Source organism: Agrobacterium sp. RC10-4-1 (assembly GCF_014138475.1).
Classification (GTDB): Bacteria; Pseudomonadota; Alphaproteobacteria; order Rhizobiales; family Rhizobiaceae; genus Agrobacterium; species Agrobacterium pusense.
In genome coordinates this window covers 208,889-227,394 of record NZ_JACJIT010000002.1, presented here as the reverse complement: position 1 = coordinate 227,394, position 18,506 = coordinate 208,889, and the positions used below count along the sequence as shown (strand labels likewise).

At 59.9% G+C, this 18,506-nt stretch carries 18 protein-coding genes; 6 read left to right on the top strand and 12 right to left on the bottom strand.

The features are described 5' to 3' along the window. Positions 1-419: 419 nt before the first annotated feature. The 4 genes from puuD (at position 420) to FHW77_RS05445 (ending at position 5,226) form a co-directional block, all read left to right on the top strand. A complete protein-coding gene (gene puuD, locus FHW77_RS05460; protein WP_004443099.1) occupies positions 420-1,682 on the top strand; it encodes a urate hydroxylase PuuD in 1,263 nt (420 codons plus the stop codon). Further along, a complete protein-coding gene (gene guaD, locus FHW77_RS05455) occupies positions 1,679-2,989 on the top strand; it encodes a guanine deaminase (RefSeq protein WP_044459632.1) in 1,311 nt (436 codons plus the stop codon). The genes puuD and guaD overlap by 4 nt, the downstream gene beginning before the upstream one ends. A 303-nt stretch (positions 2,990-3,292) precedes the next feature. Then, a complete protein-coding gene (locus FHW77_RS05450; RefSeq protein ID WP_081859507.1) occupies positions 3,293-4,012 on the top strand; it encodes a sulfite exporter TauE/SafE family protein in 720 nt (239 codons plus the stop codon). An 80-nt stretch (positions 4,013-4,092) separates the two neighbouring features. Next, positions 4,093-5,226 carry an alpha-hydroxy acid oxidase gene (locus FHW77_RS05445; protein WP_004443103.1) on the top strand — a complete coding sequence of 378 codons (1,134 nt, stop codon included), beginning with the start codon at positions 4,093-4,095 and terminating at the stop codon, positions 5,224-5,226. 202 nt (positions 5,227-5,428) lie between these two features. On the opposite strand, the gene FHW77_RS05440 is transcribed toward FHW77_RS05445, so the two are convergent. After that, a complete protein-coding gene (locus FHW77_RS05440) occupies positions 5,429-5,773 on the bottom strand; it encodes a DMT family transporter (RefSeq protein WP_004443106.1) in 345 nt (114 codons plus the stop codon). Between the two features lie 2 nt (positions 5,774-5,775). Further along, the gene (locus FHW77_RS05435) at positions 5,776-6,342 is read right to left on the bottom strand and encodes a TetR/AcrR family transcriptional regulator (protein ID WP_004443107.1); all 567 of its coding nucleotides are present in this window, start codon (positions 6,340-6,342) and stop codon (positions 5,776-5,778) included. A gap of 200 nt (positions 6,343-6,542) precedes the next feature. Here FHW77_RS05435 and FHW77_RS05430 point away from each other — a divergent pair, with 200 nt between their 5' ends. Next, positions 6,543-7,814, top strand: a complete 1,272-nt coding sequence (locus tag FHW77_RS05430; protein ID WP_034498739.1) for a D-alanyl-D-alanine carboxypeptidase — start codon at positions 6,543-6,545, stop codon at positions 7,812-7,814. Between the two features lie 3 nt (positions 7,815-7,817). Here the strand turns inward: FHW77_RS05430 and FHW77_RS05425 are convergent, their stop codons facing one another. The 9 genes from FHW77_RS05425 to FHW77_RS05385 form a co-directional block, all read right to left on the bottom strand. Beyond that, positions 7,818-8,561 (bottom strand): metallophosphoesterase family protein, encoded by a 744-nt coding sequence (locus FHW77_RS05425; RefSeq protein ID WP_004443109.1) that lies wholly within the window; start codon positions 8,559-8,561, stop codon positions 7,818-7,820. A gap of 5 nt (positions 8,562-8,566) precedes the next feature. Then, entirely contained in the window at positions 8,567-8,923 is a 357-nt protein-coding gene (gene uraH, locus FHW77_RS05420) for a hydroxyisourate hydrolase (RefSeq protein WP_004443110.1), read from the bottom strand. Beyond that, the gene (locus FHW77_RS05415; protein WP_004443111.1) at positions 8,920-9,420 is read right to left on the bottom strand and encodes an ureidoglycolate lyase; all 501 of its coding nucleotides are present in this window, start codon (positions 9,418-9,420) and stop codon (positions 8,920-8,922) included. Before FHW77_RS05415 ends, uraH begins: the two co-directional genes overlap by 4 nt. 3 nt (positions 9,421-9,423) lie before the next feature. Then, the gene (locus tag FHW77_RS05410) at positions 9,424-9,786 is read right to left on the bottom strand and encodes a HepT-like ribonuclease domain-containing protein (RefSeq protein ID WP_004443112.1); all 363 of its coding nucleotides are present in this window, start codon (positions 9,784-9,786) and stop codon (positions 9,424-9,426) included. Continuing rightward, positions 9,783-10,073 (bottom strand): nucleotidyltransferase family protein, encoded by a 291-nt coding sequence (locus tag FHW77_RS05405; protein ID WP_004443113.1) that lies wholly within the window; start codon positions 10,071-10,073, stop codon positions 9,783-9,785. The genes FHW77_RS05410 and FHW77_RS05405 overlap by 4 nt, the downstream gene beginning before the upstream one ends. A 49-nt stretch (positions 10,074-10,122) precedes the next feature. Next, positions 10,123-10,620, bottom strand: coding sequence for a 2-oxo-4-hydroxy-4-carboxy-5-ureidoimidazoline decarboxylase (gene uraD, locus FHW77_RS05400; RefSeq protein ID WP_004443115.1), 498 nt, complete (start codon positions 10,618-10,620; stop codon positions 10,123-10,125). Further along, complete coding sequence (puuE, locus tag FHW77_RS05395; protein ID WP_004443118.1) at positions 10,620-11,543, bottom strand: allantoinase PuuE; 924 nt, start codon at positions 11,541-11,543, stop codon at positions 10,620-10,622. The genes uraD and puuE overlap by 1 nt, the downstream gene beginning before the upstream one ends. A 200-nt stretch (positions 11,544-11,743) precedes the next feature. Continuing rightward, the gene (locus FHW77_RS05390; RefSeq protein WP_004443119.1) at positions 11,744-12,451 is read right to left on the bottom strand and encodes a DUF1045 domain-containing protein; all 708 of its coding nucleotides are present in this window, start codon (positions 12,449-12,451) and stop codon (positions 11,744-11,746) included. A 96-nt stretch (positions 12,452-12,547) separates the two neighbouring features. After that, complete coding sequence (locus FHW77_RS05385; protein ID WP_034498736.1) at positions 12,548-13,762, bottom strand: NAD(P)/FAD-dependent oxidoreductase; 1,215 nt, start codon at positions 13,760-13,762, stop codon at positions 12,548-12,550. On the opposite strand from FHW77_RS05385, the gene mnmC2 reads away from it, so the two are divergent. Then, positions 13,761-14,516, top strand: a complete 756-nt coding sequence (mnmC2, locus tag FHW77_RS05380; protein WP_004443123.1) for a tRNA (5-methylaminomethyl-2-thiouridine)(34)-methyltransferase MnmC2 — start codon at positions 13,761-13,763, stop codon at positions 14,514-14,516. The two genes, FHW77_RS05385 and mnmC2, sit on opposite strands and share 2 nt — an antisense overlap. A gap of 11 nt (positions 14,517-14,527) precedes the next feature. Here mnmC2 and FHW77_RS05375 read toward each other — a convergent pair whose 3' ends face one another. After that, positions 14,528-18,202, bottom strand: a complete 3,675-nt coding sequence (locus FHW77_RS05375; protein ID WP_034498734.1) for a response regulator — start codon at positions 18,200-18,202, stop codon at positions 14,528-14,530. Positions 18,203-18,506: the final 304 nt, after the last annotated feature.

The window sequence follows — 18,506 nt, the reverse complement described above, 5'->3', positions numbered from 1 at the left end:
TAACTTAAAATCTCATATCACTCACACCCGGACACAATGGCACCGGGAACTGCGACACCTGCCCCCTGATCTGCTCCGCCCAAGGTTCGCAGCGCCCGCTTTCGGAAAAACCGCCAGCGAAACATGTCATGGGAGCCCTGCGCATCGGCGCGAGAGTCCACAGCCTGATATTCTAACACATCAGCAGGCTGCACACAGGATCATAGCTGAGTCGCCTTAGCCAGCTAAGCACAAACTCAACGACAGGATAGACCGTTTCCAGCTTTCGAGGGCTTGATCGCCCAGCCGGAACGGACCGGCCCAGGATTGCAGACACAACCGCTTTGCATTGTGAACAATCTCTGCCAGGTCTCTGCTTTTCCCTTCCCTAAAGGCCAAATTTCTCGCAAGGTGCGCTGCACAAGGATCAGGGGAACCGCATGTACGAATACGCCATTGCGTGGGAATGGATGGCCTTTGCCGTCCGCTGGCTCCACGTCATCACCGCCATCGCCTGGATTGGCTCATCCTTTTATTTCATCGCGCTCGATCTCGGGCTGGTCAAACGGCCGCATCTGCCGCCGGGGGCCTATGGCGAGGAGTGGCAGGTGCATGGCGGCGGCTTTTACCACATCCAGAAATATCTGGTCGCCCCTGCCCAGATGCCCGAGCACCTGACATGGTTCAAATGGGAAAGTTACGTCACCTGGCTTTCCGGCTTCGCCATGCTCTGCATCGTTTATTATGGCGGGGCGGACCTGTTCCTCATCGACCATTCCGTACTTGATCTCACCCAGTTCCAGGCCATCGCCCTGTCGCTGGCATCGCTCGCCATCGGCTGGCTGTTTTATGATTTCCTCTGCAAATCGCCGCTCGGCAACAATACCTGGGGCCTGATGATCGTGCTTTATGTCGCGCTGGTGGCGATGGCCTGGGGTTACACGCAGGTCTTCACCGGTCGCGCCGCCTTCCTGCATCTGGGTGCGTTTACCGCCACCATCATGTCGGCGAACGTCTTTTTCATCATCATCCCCAACCAGAAGATCGTCGTCGCAGACCTGATCGCCGGGCGAACGCCGGACCCGAAATACGGCCGCATCGCCAAACAGCGCTCGCTGCACAACAACTACCTGACTCTGCCCGTCATCTTCTTCATGCTGTCGAACCATTATCCGCTGGCTTTTGCCACGCAGTTTAACTGGATCATCGCAGCGCTGGTGTTCCTGATGGGCGTTACCATCCGCCACTGGTTCAACACCACCCATGCCCGCAAGGGCAAGCCGACATGGACATGGCTTGCGACCGCCCTCATCTTCATCGTCATCATGTGGCTTTCCACCGTGCCGAAAGTGCTGACCGGCGAACAGGAAGAGAAGGCTGCCACCCTCTCACCCATGCAGCAGCAATTCGTCAGCGATGCCCATTTTACCAAGGCCCGTGACGTCGTTCAGGGTCGCTGTTCCATGTGCCATGCCGCCGAGCCGGCGTGGGAAGGCGTGCCGTTCACGCCGAAATCGGTGAAGCTCGAAACTGACGAACAGATCGCCGCCCATGCGCGTGAAATCTATTTGCAAGCCGGGCGCAGCCATGCCATGCCTCCCGGCAACATCACCGCCATCACCCCGGATGAGCGCAAGGTGCTAACCGCATGGTATGAAAGTGCGGTTTCCGGGGCTGGAAAAGCCGAAGGAAAGACTGAATGAGCCTGGTTCTGCTGCGTGGCCGCCTGCTGAGCTTCCGCCGCGCGCCGCTCGCAATCGACGATACGCAAAGCTATCTCTATATTGAAGATGGCGGCCTGCTTCTCGAAGACGGCAAGATCGCCGCCATCGGCGAATACGCCGATATCCGTAAGACAGCACCCGAAGACGTCGAGGAAAAGGACCACCGCCCGCACCTTATCGTGCCGGGCCTCATCGACATGCACCTGCATTTCCCGCAAATGCAGGTCATCGGCTCCTATGCCGCCAACCTGCTGGAATGGCTGAACACCTATACCTTCCCGGAAGAATGCCGCTTCGTCGAAACCGCGCATGCTCAACGCATCGCCACGCATTTTTACGACGAGCTTCTGCGCCACGGCACGACAACGGCCGCCGCCTATTGCTCCGTGCACAAAACCTCCGCCGACGCCTTCTTCGCGGAAGCCATGAAGCGCAACATGCTGATGGTCGGCGGCAAGGTGATGATGGACCGCAATGCCCCGCAGGGCCTGCTGGATACGCCGGAAACTTCCTATGACGAGACACGCCAGGTCATCGCCGACTGGCACGGCAAGGGCCGCAACCACGTCGCCATCACCCCGCGCTTCGCCATCACTTCCACGCCGAAACAGATGGAAGCAGCACAGGCGCTGGCGCAGGAGTTTCCCGATCTCTTCATCCAGACGCATCTGTCTGAAAATCTGGACGAGATCAAATATACCTGCGAGCTTTACCCTGAAGCGACCGACTACACCGACATCTATGTGCGTTACGGCCTGATGGGCAAAAAGACCCTTCTCGGCCATGCCATTCATTTGTCCGATCGCGAGGCGGATGTGCTGTCGGAAACCGGCGCGGTGGCAGTGCATTGCCCCACATCGAACCTCTTCATCGGCTCCGGCCTCTTCCCGATGAAAAAGCTGCAAAGGCGCGAAAAGCCTGTTCGTATCGCGGTTGCCACCGATATCGGCGGCGGATCGAGCTATTCCATGCTGCGCACCATGGACGAGGCGTACAAGATCCAGCAATTGCTGGGCGAACGTCTCAACCCGCTGGAAAGCTGGTATCTGATGACCCGTGGTAATGCCGAAGCGCTCTCCATGGTCGACCGCATTGGCACGTTGGAGGCCGGCACGGATGCCGACATCACGGTGCTGAACGCCTCCTCGACGTCAGCCATGGCCCTGAAGATGGAGGTGGTCAAAAGCCTCACGGAAGAACTCTTCCTGATGCTGACCATGGGCGACGACCGCACAGTGGTAGAGACCTATGTGGCCGGCCAGCCGATGAAGAGCGTGCTGGCATAGTTCGGCTGCGGCCGAAACATAAAGCGGCTAACTCGTTTACATCCGTCACCTATTGGATCGAGCGTGTGCCGCTAGTTTCTTCTCCCCCCGGGGAGAAGGTGGCCCGAAGGGTCGGATGAGGAGGCAACGTTGCCGGATTTCGGAGAGCTTGCCCCCTCATCCCGCTGCCGCGACCTTCTCCCCGGCGCGGAGAAGAAACTAGCGGCACTCGCTCGCTCCACATGATTGCCTGACGCCATTTCGGCCGAATGCGAATGACCTCTGGAGTGCCCGGTGCCGAACCTAGACACAACCACCCTGCTGATGATCCTCACAACATTCATCGTTGCCGGCATCGTCAAGGGCGTGACCGGCATGGGGCTGCCGACTGTTGCGATGGGCGTGCTCGGCCTCTTCATGCCTCCGGTCATCGCCGCCGGCCTGCTCATCCTGCCCTCGTTCATCACCAATATCTGGCAATTGCTGGCCGGGCCTGATTTCCGGGCCATCGTGAAGCGGCTGTGGCCGATGATGATCGCCATTGCGCTTGGCACCCTTATCGGTATCCGGCTGATGACGGCGGGCACCGGCGTCTGGACCACCTCAGCGCTCGGCCTGTGCCTCGCGGTTTACGCAGCCTACAGCCTGCTTGCCAGACCGATCTCGATACCGGCAAGGCTGGAACCAAAACTCTCCCCCATCATGGGGTTGGTGACGGGCCTTCTGACCGGCGGCACCGGAATTTTCGTCGTACCCGCTGTGCCCTATATCCAGTCGCTGGGTTTTAGCCGAGACGATCTGGTGCAGGCACTCGGCCTTTCCTTCACCATTTCCACCCTTGCACTTGCCGCCGGTCTCGCTTCGCAGAATGCTTTTCATGTCGAGCATCTGTCGCTTTCCGCATTCGCCGTCCTGCCAGCGCTTCTCGGCATGTGGCTTGGCCAGAAAATCCGCCATATCGTTAGCCCGGCGACATTTCGGCGCTGGTTCCTCATCTGCCTGCTCGTGCTTGGCTGCGAACTATCCCTGCGCGCTTTTTGGTGAAACAAGAACGACGATTTCGATGTCGCAACCGTGCTATTCATGTTAAGTGAAGCCATCATTCAAATGTGAAGGCTTTATCCATGGGCAAAATCCTGACCATAGCTGACCTGAAAAACCAGGCGCAGCGCCGTGTGCCGAAAATGTTCTTTGACTATGCCGATAGCGGCGCGTGGACGGAAAGCACCTACCGCGCCAATGAGGATGATTTTGCCAAGATAAAGCTGCGCCAGCGCGTGCTGGTGGATATGACCGACCGATCGCTCGCCACCGAAATGGTCGGCGAGAAAGTCTCTATGCCGGTAGCGCTTTCCCCTACGGGCCTTACGGGCATGCAGCATGCCGATGGCGAAATGCTGGCTGCCAAGGCGGCGGAGGAATTCGGCGTGCCTTTCACGCTCTCCACCATGAGCATCTGCTCCATCGAGGATGTGGCCTCCGTCACTTCGAAACCCTTCTGGTTCCAGCTTTATGTGATGAAGGACCGCGACTTCGTCAACAACCTCATTGACCGCGCCAAGGCCGCCGGGTGCTCGGCGCTGGTGCTGACGCTCGACCTGCAGATCCTTGGCCAGCGGCACAAGGATCTGCGCAACGGCCTCTCGGCCCCGCCGAAATTCACCCCGAAACATATCTGGCAGATGGCGACCCGGCCCAAATGGTGCCTGGACATGGCGCGGACCAAGCGCCGCAGCTTCGGTAACATCGTCGGCCACGCCAAGAACGTCTCCGACCTCTCGTCGCTCTCTTCCTGGACGGCCGAGCAGTTCGATCCGCGTTTATCCTGGAAAGACGTTGAATGGATCAAGGAACGCTGGGGCGGCAAACTTATCCTCAAGGGCATTCTTGACGAGGAAGACGCCCGCGCTTCGCTCGATACCGGCGCCGACGCCATCATCGTCTCCAACCATGGCGGCCGCCAGCTCGACGGCGCGCACTCCTCCATCGCCATGCTGCCGAAAATCGTCGATGCCGTTGGCGACAGGGTCGAGGTGCACATGGATGGCGGCATCCGCTCCGGTCAGGATGTGCTGAAGGCCGTGGCACTTGGCGCAAAGGGCACCTATATCGGCCGGCCCTTCCTCTACGGCCTCGGTGCGGATGGCAAGCAGGGCGTGACGACAGCGCTCGAGATCATCCGCAAGGAAATGGATGTCAGCATGGCGCTCTGCGGCAAGCGGCTGATTACCGATGTGGATCGCAGCATTCTGGCGTGATGTCAGAAGGCAGAAGTTCCGGCGTGACAACCGCAGCTCGCAGACCTCTCTACCGTCACGCCGGACTAGATCGGCATCCAGCCGCGGCGCGTCTGCGCCGCGAAAGAGTCTCTCGCGATCAAAGACTTGATCGCGCCGGATCCTGGCTCAAGGCCGGGATGACGGCGGTCGGTATAGCCTTCGCGCTACACCACCCAGCCCCTCAATGCCCGACCGTCTTCGAAAACACGTTCACGATCACCACGCCGGTGATGATGAAGCCGAGGCCGATGACGGCGGCAATATCCAGCGTCTGGCGGAACACGAAATATCCGATGCCGGAAATCAGCACGATGCCAAGCCCGCTCCAGATCGCGTAGGCCACGCCGACCGGCAGCGCCCGCAGCGTAAACGACAGAAGATAAAAGGCTGCACCGTAAAACAACGCCATCAGCACTGTCGGTACTAGCCTGGTGAACTGCTGCGATTGCTGCAGGAAGGAGGTGGCGATTACCTCGCAGACAATGGCTGCGACAAGCGCGCCATAAGTGAAGACCGCGGTATTCATCGTCACGTATCCTTCTTCGTCTGGGCGATCATCCGGGCCCTCAGAGCCGCCCTGTCGCCACCCGCTTTGCCATCGTCGGCCAGCAGATCGGCAAACCAGATGCCGTCGGCAGCCAGCCGCACCATCTCCAGTACCACCCCGTCATCCGTTTCTTTATGACGGACAAGACGACCCTCGATCCAGCTGTTCCACATACGTCGAAGCGACGGTTCGCCGACCATCGAAACGGAGATCGCTGCCCATTGCCGACCCGAATCCCTGCCCCGATCAGAGAAAACCGCGTTTACATAGGCCCGCGTAAAGCTTCCAGAAGCTTCACGATCCTGTGAGATGAGAGCATCGATCTCGTTGTCCAGCGCCGCCAGAAGGTCAGTCATGACGGCTTCGAGCAGCACCTGCTTGGAAGGAAAATGGTGAAACAGCCCGCCCTTGGTCACTCCCGCCGCATCCGCCACCGCCTGCACGGAAAGTGCTGCAACCCCTTGTTCAGCAGCAAGTTTCGCCGCGCAATCGAGTAGATTGCGGCGCACCACCTCAGGCTGCTTCTTGCGTTCATGAGCGTTTGTCATGTCGCAAACATACCGGATGGTTGGTTTCTTTTCAAGGAAATTGTGAGGGCAGCTGTCGGGTTGAAATTCATACTTAATTAAGCATGAAAGCGATCTCTAAAGTTTTAGCGGTTTTGTTGCCGGAAAGTGTCAGTAAAACTTTGCCCAGCGCGGCGATCAAACAAAAGGGGTGAACTATGTCGGGAATGATCAAACGGGGAATGGCGGGTGCCTGGATTTTTGCACTCGCCTTCTTTTGCGCGATCCTCTCGCTCCATGCGTCGCCGGCGCAGGCGGGCTATGCCCATTTCATCATGGACGCCAATACCGGCAAGGTTCTGGCCGCCCGCAATGCCGATGTGCTGAACCACCCCGCCTCGCTCACCAAGATGATGACGCTTTACCTGACCTTTGAGGCGCTGCATGCCGGCAAACTTCGCTGGGACCAGAAGATAACCATGTCCAAGAATGGGGCATCGGTCATCCCCTCGAAGCTCTATGTGCGTCAGGGCCAGACCTTCACCGTGCGCGAAGCCGTCTACGGCATGATCGTCAAATCCGCCAATGACATGGCCGAAGGTATGGGCGATCACCTCGGCGGCTCCGAGGCACGGTTCGCCGAAATGATGACCCGCAAGGCCCGCCAGCTCGGCATGACCAAAACGGTCTTCCGCAACGCGTCCGGCCTGCCCAACAAGTCTCAGGTGACGACGGCACGCGACATGGCGAAGCTCGGTCTTGCCTTGCAACGGGATTTTCCCAAAGAATACAGCCTCTTCGCCACGCAATCCTTCAATTTTCGTGGAAAGCGCATCCGTGGCCACAACAATCTGATGTATCGTTATCAGGGGATGGACGGCATCAAGACCGGCTATACCAACGCCTCCGGCTTCAATCTCGTCAGTGCAGTCAATCACAATGGCCGCCGCGTCGTCGGCGTCGTGCTGGGTGGCAAGACCGCGCGCAGCCGCGATGCCCAGATGGCTGCACTTCTCGACAAGGCCGTGCCGCAGGCATCGAGAGGCCGCAACACCGAACAGCTCGTCGCCAGTGCCAATGTCAGCCGCACCTTCGATGTTGCCGCCGCCGTGCCGCCGGCTGCCGTGCCGCTGCCGATGTTCGCCGAGCGCCGGGCAGATCCGGTTGCCATGCAGATTGCCACCGCAAACGCCGATGTGGCGGACATGATGCAGGTCTCGGCCATCCCGCGGCCTGCTCCCGCCGCGGCCCCTTCCGGCCAGCGCAGCCGGTGGGAGGTGCAGATCGCCGCCACCGACAGCGAAGCCGCCGCCCGCTCGCTGCTCGCCAATGCGCGCTCCAATATCGGCAACTATTCCGGCATCGCCCCCTACACCGAAGCCGTGCAGAGCGGATCGGCGACGCTCTACAGAGCCCGCTTCACCGGCTTCGAAGACCAGTCCTCGGCAGTCTCCGCCTGCAAGGCGCTGAAGGCACGCTCTTATGCATGTGTGGTGATGACCAGCGAGGGGTGATCCCTAGCGCTTCAGCCAGCCGTTTTCCAACGCATCGGCCAGATAAGGAATACCGTTGACCCGAGCCATTTCGGACATGGCCAGGTTGTCGTAACGGATATTGCGGAAATAGACCTGCCAGCCGCGTGCGGTTTCTTCGAGAACCGCATAGGTGGCGAGCGGGTGACCGGCTTCAACGTGGTGATCGAAAGGCGTATCGTCCCTCCACCCAGGACAGCCGACGCTGCCCGGATTGACGATCAGCCGGCCATCTGAAAGCTGCACGGCGCGTGGAATATGGGTATGGCCGCAAAGCATCAGCGGCTGCGTGATACCCTCAGCCATGGCTTCGATTTCGGCCAGAGGCCGCAATTTCAGGACACCTTCAGGCGACAGCGTTTCCAGCCAATATTCCAGATCGTCACGGGGCGAACCATGACAGCAATAAGCGACGTTCTTGAACACCATGCTGAACGGAAGAGTTTGCAACCAGTCCCGGTGCGCAGTGCTCAGCTGCGCATGGGCGGGCCTTTCCCAGCTCCCCATCTCCTCCGGCGCACGCTCGATCAGTTCCCGGTCGTGATTGCCGCGGATGCTGGGAATCCAGTTGCCGACCAGCACGTCGCCGGTAAAACCGGCCTCCAGCGGACCGCTGAAACAATCGCCGAGATTGACAATGTCCTCGATACCGAGCCTGGCGATATCCTCAAGCACCGCCTCCAGCGCGGCGCAGTTTCCGTGAATATCGGCAATGGCGGCAAAGATCATCGGCGTCAGCTTCCTCGATAGGTGGAATAGCTATAAGGCGAGAGCAGCAAGGGCACATGGTAATGACCGCTCTCATCGGCAATGCCGAAACGGATCGGGATAATATCGAGGAAGGCCGGCTCCGGAAGCACGACACCCTTTCCTCGCAGATAATCGCCGGCATGGAAAACCAGCTCATACTCACCGGCCATGAAACTGTCGCCAACGAGCAGCGGCCCGCCATCGACACGGCCGTCGCCATTTGTCTGCACCGTCTTCAGCTTGTCACGGCGATCACCGGAGAGCCGGTAGAGATCAATCACCAGCCCCTCGGCAGGCGTGCCGTGCGCGGCGTCGAGAACATGGGTCGTCAGACCGGTCATAGGCTGGGCTCCGCGATTACATAAGGCCTGTCGAAAAAATACTCTTCCAGATTGTTGCCCGGCCCGTCACGGTCGGCAACCAGAAAATCCGAAACCGCCTGCAACGGCATCAGCGGATAGTGCCAGACATTGCGGCGGTAATTCACGCCCTGATCGCCCCGCGCCAGAAACACCCGAGGCCGCCCCGGCCGGCCGCCATCGTCTTCGGCAACGACGACGAGGAAGGGCCGGCCGGAAAGCGGCGAAAAACTCTGGCTGCCGAGCGGATGCCGCTCCATCATCTCGATTTCATGCGGAAAGGCGCGCGGCTGCCCGCGGAAGATATTGAGGATCACACGTGCCCCCTCGCCTGCCGCCTCCGGCGCTGCGAGCGCATGATGCCGCTCCGTCTGACCGCCATTGATGTACCGCATGGAAGAAGGTGTTGTTTCGATCACGTCGCCGAAGGACGCAAACGCCTCCTTGGTAAGAGGTTGTATGTTGAGAAAATCAGTCAAATGTCATTCACCTTGGGCATGCCAGTTTCGGAGAAGGGAGAGGCGCGCCTGCAAATCCGGAATACTCTGCGTTATCGTTTTCCAGACGACCGAGAGCTCTGCCCGGAAGTAATCATGCACGATCAGATTGCGCATACCCTTCATCTTGATCCAGGGGATTTCCGGGTGCTGCTGTAAAAACGCTGGGTAGTGCCTGTCGAGCTTGGCGACCGCCTCGCCGATCAGGGCAAGACCCATCATCACCGCCATCTGCGTGCGCGTGTCGGAAGAAAAAGCGGCCTCATCCATATCCTGAATGAAATCCCGTATCCTGGCAGCAGCAACATCCATCTCCTTCAGATAGAGCAGAAGCCGATCCGTACTCATACCGCTTTGGCTTCCTTCAGAACGCGCGCCCGAATATCCGAATGCAAGCCGCCCGAGGTGACGACATCGACCTCGACACCAAGCATCGTCTTCAGTTCTTCCAGCAAACCGCCGAGATCAAACAGCGTCGTACCCGGCAGCGCGTCCACTAGAATGTCGAGATCGCTGTCCGGCCTGTCCTCGCCGCGGGCGACGGAGCCGAACACGCGGGGATTTGCCGCATTGAAGCGTTTCGTCGCTTCGCGGATCGCTTCCCTGTTCTTTTCCAGCACCTCGGAAGGTCTCATCGTCATCTCCAAACGGCGCGATTCTAGCAGAATGGCCGCAACGCGCCAATCATCCCTCCGGCAGCATTGCGCAAAGACGAAGCCAGGCGATCTTTTCAACCTGCGCCGTGGCGGTCGCGAATTCTTCGGCTGCGCCGTTACCTATGCGTGTCTCGAAGGCCGAGAGTATATCGTGCCTGTTCAGCCCCTTGACCGCGATGATGAAAGGAAAACCGAATTTATCGGTATAGGCGCTGTTCAATTCGGTAAAACGGGCGTGCTCTTCCGGGGCAAGCCTGTCGAGCCCGGCACCGGCCTGTTCGTTGCGGCTCTCCGCCGTCAACTCGCCGGCAATTGCCAGCTTGCCGGCGAGATCGGGATGCGCCCGCAACACTCCAAGCCTTTCCGCCTCGGAAGCCGCGCGAAACTGCGCGCTAAGCGCGGCATGAACCGCCTTCGCCGTCAGCTCCAGGCCGGCCCCACCAGCGTCATAGGCCCGCTCGGCAATGAATGGCGAATGTTCGAACACGCCACCGAAACGGGTAACGAACTCCTCACGCGTCAGCATCAAAGCGCCTCCGGCTTGTGATGCTCATGCCAGTGACGGGCGATCTCGATGCGCTGCGGGATCCACACCTTTTCGTGGCCAAGCACATATTCGATGAAGCGGCGAAGTGCTGCTGCACGACCGGGACGGCCGACAAGACGACAATGCAGACCGACACTCATCATCTTCGGCGCACCTTCCATACCTTCCTGATAAAGCACGTCGAAAGCGTCCTTCAGATAGGTGAAGAACTGGTCGCCGGAATTGAAGCCCTGCGGCGTGGCAAACCGCATGTCGTTGGTCTCAAGCGTGTAGGGAATGATCAGGAAAGGCTCATCCTTCACACCCTTCACCCAATAGGGCAGATCGTCGGCATAGGAGTCCGACGAATAGAGAAAACCACCCTCTTCCATGACAAGCCGCAGCGTATTGTCCGAGGGCTTGCCCTGATACATGCCATAGGGACGTTCGCCGGTGACCTCCGTGTGCAGACGGACCGCTTCGACGATGTGCTTACGCTCTTCCTCCTCGGAAAAATCCTTGTATTCCAGCCAGCGGTATCCGTGGCTGGCGATTTCCCAACCCGCTTCCTTCATTGCCGCAACCGCTTCCGGGTTGCGGGCCATGGCTGCGGTCACGCCGTAAACGGTGGTGGTGACGCCAAGCCCGGTGAACATGCGCCACAGCCGCCAGAAGCCGGCGCGCGAGCCATATTCATAGATCGATTCCATGTTCAGGTTGCGCTGGCCAGGCCAGGGCTGGGCGCCGACGATTTCCGACAGCAGCGATTCCGACGCCTTGTCATTGTCGAGAATGCAACTTTCGCCGCCCTCTTCGTAATTGATGACGAATTGCACGGCAATGCGCGCACCGCCCGGCCATTTCGGATCGGGAACATTGCGGCCATAGCCCACCAGATTGCGGGAGTAGTTTTCGGAAATCATTCAGCCACCCAGACCATCTCTCCCAATCGGCAACCGATTTCGGAGACATAAACAGAACTTCGAAGATGCCTGATCCAGACGGATGACGCAGCGCACTTCGAATATGCGATGTCGAACGGTAGCATTCGCATACGGAATGTCGAGATCAATTTTGCCGACATTCCGAAGCTTTTTTGTATACGATTATGATGGCGCGCCAGTCAGGCAATCTTGCGGGCGGAAACGCGGCCCATGGGATGAAGCGAGTGCACCCGGAAAGGCGCTCCCGGCTCATCCTCGATGAAGAGCGCAAGGCTGGAAAATTGCAAGGACCGCGACAGCAGCGGCTCGAACACCTTGCGCACGGCCCGCTCGATCCTCTGGCTGCTGGCGGGTTCCACACCGCCGGTCAACGACATCTGGAACCGGAACTCGTCCATCACATGCGGGCTGCCCCAGCGGTGCAGATTGGTGAGCTGCGAGGCCGACAGCCGGTCCGGATCGGCACGCTCGATCTCCGCCTCTGTGAGAGGCGCCCGGTAACGGTCGAATTCCTGCACGACGCGGGCCGCGAAAAAATGCAGCACTTCACAGGGCCGTTCGGGGACGAGGCTGAAGACATTGTCATGCCTCGCCACCACAAGTTGCGGCAACGGAAAGGGTTCCTGCCTGCCGGAAAAATACATCAGGTCACGCAGGAGCGCCGCTTCGGACTGACCCTCGGCAAGGCGGAAAGGAGCCTTGATGGTGCCATGGAAACCATACCGGCGCGGCAGGGCCGTGTGATAGGAAATCTCCTGCATGCCAAGATCGATCATACCGGGCGGCTCAACCGCCTGACCGGAATAGGCATCGCGCCCCAGCCACGCAGCGGCTACCTGCGTCAGGGGGTCATTGGGGGAAGGCGTGAAATGAATGGCGTATCGCATGCGCTGTCACCTCGCCGCAAAAGCGGACAAACCTGCCTCGTTGCAGGCCAGCAAATAAGTGATTTGCGTGACAGATTAACGACGTAAGCGGTCTGGTCAGAACTTTCCGATGCCCGCCATGGCTATGTTCACGTGTTCTTGAAGCTGGAAACTCCGCGGCACGTCCGGTGCCTTTCCGCAGACGGCCTGTAGCGCGGCATCGGCAAGAGAATGGGCAAGACCGAAGCTCACCTTGAAGCCGCCCGTCAATGCCACAAGCTTCGGGTGACCGGCAACCGTTCCCACCATGGGGTCTCTGCCCGCAGCCTTCGGCCGCAGCCCGGCCCAGCGTTCGAGAACCGGCGCCCCGCCAAGGCAGGGGACAATCGCAGCCGCATCCGCAAGCAGTTTTTCCAACTTCTCATCCGTATCGAAGGGGTCGGAAAAACAATCTTCGCTGGTACTGCCGATGGCGACCGTTCCGTCTTCGTGCGGCACGATGTAAAGACCGTTCAGGAACACCACCGGCATGGCCGGATCGACCGCCGCGTCGAGCAGCGCCGCCTGCCCCTTCACCGGCTGCCCGAGCACCAGCCCGGTGTCGAGGCCCAGTGCGTCCCGGATCAGGGGAAAGGATCGATGTCCGTTGGCGATCACGGCGTGCCCGAACACGACCTCGTCACCCGAAGACAGCGCCGCCCGGCCTGTCTCCGCGTCAAGCGAAAGGACGCGGCAACCCTTGATCAACCGCACATGCCGCGCCTTGCCGAGAAATGCCGAAAGAAGCGCAATCATTGCACGCGGAGCCACCCGCGCCGCCAGCGTATCGAACACGAAACCCGCTGCGCCAGCCGCGTCATCCACCCAGCCCGCAACCGCTGGGCTGTCACCGACATGCCAATGGAACCGGCGCTCACCCGAGACCCAGTTCTCCTGCGCATCCCTTTCATGCCGCTCGGCGATGGGACGCAGATGCGGCTTCGGCAATGGGATGATCCGGCCAGAGCGGCGATAACCGGCGGAAAGCCCCGTTTCCGCCTCCAGCCCGGCGATCTCTTTTTCCAGCGCCACGAGGGCGGCGAACTGGAACTGCTTCTTGTCCGACCAGCGGTCCGGCATATGAGGCATCAGCGCGCCGAGCAGCCCGCCACTCGCGCCGCCACCGGGATGATCCGCCTCCACTAACAACGTATCGATGCCGAGCCGTTCCGCCTTAACCGCAGCCCATAGACCCATGATACCACCCCCGACGATGAGGAGAGGGACGGAAGCAGGCAAAGGCGTTCTTGGTGATTGACCCTGTTCGAAAGCGGGATTATCGGCTTTAGCCATGAAAGATTCCAACGACACTATCAGAGAGACTGGCGCACAGGCCGGTTCGGCAACCGGCGAAACCCACACTGCACTCGACTGGCGTGACGGGGATATGCCCTATTCGCTGGCTTTTGACGACCATTTTTATTGCCAGACGGATGGCAGGCTGGAATGTGGCCACGTCTTCCTGTCAGGAAACGGCCTGCCGCAACGCTGGCGGGAACGCGAAGGCGTCTTCCGCATCGGGGAACTGGGCTTCGGCACCGCGCTCAATCTGTGCGAGACATGGCGCCAATGGAAAGAGCTCCGCAACGGCCGCTCCACGTTGCATTTCATCTCCTTCGAACTCTACCCGATGAAGGCGGACGAGATCGGCCGGGCACTTTCCCGCTGGCCGGAGGTGGACGCCGAACGCAGGGCGCTCACCGCCCTCTGGCCCGCCGAACCGAAGGGGAAGGTAGAGATTGAACTCGATGGTGAAACACGCCTGACGGTGGTCTGCGGCGAGGCGCTCACCGGTATTTCCAACAGTCACGAAACCTTCGATGCCTGGTTCCTGGATGGTTTCGCACCTGCGCGCAACCCGGACATGTGGTCGCTGGAGATCATGCAGGCACTGTTCGCCAGGACGGCGCCGGCAGGCACCTTCGCCACCTATGCCGCCGCAGGCTTCGTCCGCCGCAATCTCATCGCCGCCGGTTTTGATGTGGAACGACGCAAGGGTTTCGCAGGAAAACGGGAAATGCTCTGCGGCACCAGGCCCCCGGTTTGACCAAAACGACATCAGCGACCGGTTGCGTCATCAGATACCCGGCGCGGAATATCTTCACCCAGCCACTGGGCGATCTTATCCTCGAGAATTTCGGGGCTGATGGGCTTCGACAGATAATCGTCCATGCCGGCCTGCAGGCATAGATCGCGGTCAGCATCCTGCGTATGGGCCGTCACGCCAATGATCGGCACATGCCGGCCTTCGGCGGCCGCAAGTTCGGCCGTCCGGATCGCCTGCGTTGCCTGATGCCCGTTCATGACAGGCATGGAGACATCCATGAGGATGATCGCGGGATTATATTCCTCCCACGCCTGAACGGCCTTTTTCCCATTGCCGACGATCAGGAACCGCAGACCCGTCTGCTGCAAAATCTGCGTGAAAACAATCTGGTTGACGTCATTGTCCTCGGCCACCAGCACATCGATCAGGCTGGGCCGCAGCCGGACGGAAACTGTCGGCACCTCTGCCCGCCGCTTCTTTTCTGAAGCAGGACCTTCCGGCCGGGACGAACCGCCGTCCGAGGCACCTGCGAAAGCTTCCGGCCGCGCGCGTTTCAGCCGCACGTCGCGCACCACGTCGAACAGGGTGGAACGCAACAGCCGCGCCCGCGCGGGCTTCATCAGATGGGCCTGCACGTTGAGATCGGTAAAGAGCGTCTCGTCACCCACGACATCCATGGACGTGAGGAAAATGATGGCGATGTCATCGAAACGGCGATCCGCCCTGATCCGCTCCACCACGTCCAGGCCGTTCATGACAGGCATGTGATAATCGAGAATGATGGCGTCGATCGAAAGACCCACCGCTGCGGCTTCCTGCAGCACGGCGATGCCCGTGGGCCCACCCTCGACGGCATGGCCGTCTATGCCCCAGCTTTGCAGCTGCTCCGTCAGGATGCGCCGGTTGACATCGTTGTCATCGATGACGAGCACCCGGATATTTTCGATCGCCACCGAAAGAGGTGGGACATCCCTCCGCCTTTCGGTCATCTGAAACGGGATGTTGACCTCGAAACTCGACCCCTTGCCCACTTCGCTGACGACATCGATCTTGCCATTGAACAGTCCGACAAGGCCGACGGTGATCGCCAGGCCGAGCCCGGTTCCTTCGTGACGGCGCGTGGCGGAACTATCGACCTGGCTGAACTTGTCGAAGATCGTCTCCAGCTTGTCGGAGGGAATACCGATCCCGCTGTCTTCGACACGCAGCGACAGGATGGCCTCCGAAGCTTCCGCTGACTGCGCAGAAAGCTCCACCAGCACATGGCCGGTTTCGGTGAACTTGACGGCATTCCCGACGAGGTTTGTAACAATCTGGCGGAAGCGTCCGGCGTCACCGATGACCTTGCCGAAAACCGACGGATCGATCCGCACCACCAGCTCTATGTTCTTCTCCAGCGCCGCCGAGGACAGGAGCGAAACCACATCCTCAACGGCTTCCGCCGGATCGAAAGATACGCTGCGCAGTTTCATCTGCCCGGCTTCGATCTTGGAGAAATCGAGGATGTCGTTGATAATCGTCAGAAGCGCATTGCCTGACTTGACGATGATGTCGGTGAAAGTCTTCTGGCGCGTATCGAGGTTGGATTTGGCCAGAAGCTCCGCCATGCCAAGCACGCCGTTCATCGGCGTGCGGATTTCATGGCTCATATTGGCCAGAAATTCCGATTTGGCGCGGTCCGCCGCTTCCGCCCGCGAAAGCAGACGTTGCAATTCGCCTTCGCGCATCTTCATCTCGGTCACGTCGGTGACGATCACGAGCCAGTAATTGCCGGAACTGTTGGTGGCTTCCAGGTTGAGCCAGCTCTTGCCGGCGACATGGATAAGCCAGGAGAACGGCCGGTTGGCGGCAATGTTGTCTTTCCAGGCATTAAGCATCGCGGCCGCTTCCTCGGCCGTGCCGAAATCTCCGCGCGCGGCACAATGGGCGAAGAAGCCGGACCAGTCGCGATCCTTTTCCAGCAGCTCGGGCGGCACGTCGAACATCCGCGCCATCGCCTCGTTGGACATGATGATCGTGCCCTGCTCCACCAGCACCAGGCCCTGCGCCATGGCGCGCGTCGCGCCCTGCATATATTCGCCGACGCGCTCCAGCTCGGCCTTCGCCTTGCTGATTTCGGCGTCGCGCATTCGCACATCCGTCACATCGGCATAGGTGCTGAGGATTTTTCCGCCTTCGAGGCGCGTTTTGGAGATGACGGTCACCTTGCCGCTTTTGCTGCGCACCTCGCGGGGGGCAAAGGCCTCATCCTTCAGGAGCCGCTGCGCCCGCTCGCTATAGACCTCGTCGAAAGGCCGATCGCCATAATCATAAAGGCCGCTATCGAAATTCATCCTCATGAATTCGCGATAGTCTTTGCCCACAAGTGATTTCTCGCCGCCGATTTCGCCCCAGACCTGGTAGAAGAACGGATTGACATATTCGATGACGAGATCGGCGCTGAGAAGCAGCACCCCCACGGGCAGCGCGTGAAGCACCGCCTCGAGCTGGCGATGCAGCGCCTCGGCTTCGGCCTGTGTGGCGATCAGCGCCTTTTCCCGCTCCTGCAGGAGGCTGACATCGGTGACGGAGCCCACGAGGTAATATTCGTCATCCGGTGTCGCAACGCGGCCGAGCCGCGTGATGACGGGAATGGACCGTCCGTTGCGCTGAGGCATGTTTCCCGTGCGTTCGAGCGCCTCCCCGGTCTGCAAGATCCGTTCGTTTTCCTGCTGGAACTGGGAGCCATTCTGCGGGAACATTTCGGATTCGGTCTTGCCGATATAGTCGGCGAGATTGCCGCCGAGAAATGCATCATAGGCGGCATTGGCATAGGTCAGCCGCCTGTCCTGATCCCTCAGGAAAACCCCCACAGGCAATTGTTCGAGGGCAGCGCGCAGCAACCAGGTCTCGCGGATCTGGGCGCTGAGAAGGGTCTCGTGCGCCTTGAACTCGGTCACATCGATGCGCAGGCCAACCAGCATGCCGTTTTCCAGCCGCTTGTTGACCATGCGCACCCAGCGGCCATCGGCGAACTGCTCCACCCTTTCGAGATAGGGCAGGGAAAAATCGCGCAACTGCTCCCGCATCCAGCCTTCGAACGCAGGGTCGTCTTCTTTGACGCGACGATATCCGCTCGAAAAATAGAGCGCCTCCATCAGCGCCTCGAGCCGGATGCCCGGCTTCAGCTCGACGCCAAAACCGCTATAGAACTCCGCGAAACGGGCATTGCAATAAACCAGCCGGTTTTCCGGATCGTAGACGACGATGCCGGCATCGATGAAATCCATGAGGCCGCTACTGAACAGCAGGTCCGACGCCCCGCCGATATCCGCCGTCCCCGTCAGAACGCCCAACGGCATGTCTTCCACCGTTTCGAACAGGAACAGGCTGCCGTCATCATCGGTGAAGCGCTCGCAGCGAAGTGTGTATGGCAGGGAGGAAACCGAGGCATGGCAGGCGATCATCTCGTCCGTCGCAAAAACGAGTGAACGGCGCTCCCTGTCCTCCCGCTCCGCATCACGGATATCAGCCGAGAGGGAAAGGCTGGTGTGGCCTTCGAACGCCCTGAGGGGACGCCCCATCAACCGTGCGTAGGCGGCGTTGACCACGAGATAGCGCAGCTCGCTGTCCTTGATGCACGCGGGCAGGTTCAGGGCGGCAACAGCCCTGCAAGCCTTTTCCAGCAACCCGCTGCCCTCGGTCAATCGATACTCCACAGCGTGCAGTTTCACTTTGTCGAATCAAATATTTCTAGATGACTTCGCAAAAACGTTATGTGAGAAAATCTGTTTTTGCTATGCGCCCTGCCCGGCAATACACTTTTTTAACCATAATTATTCGCTGCGACCCAGCTCTTCGGCCAGCTGGCGGCGGCGTTCCGCATGGCTGCCATGCGCCGTCCGGCAGCCATGTCATGAAACTATCGCTTGACTTTGGCGAGTAAAACGCCCACATGCCGGTCAAGCTTTCACCTTCGGCAGCCGCGTGAGCTGCAGCGTATGTTGAGAA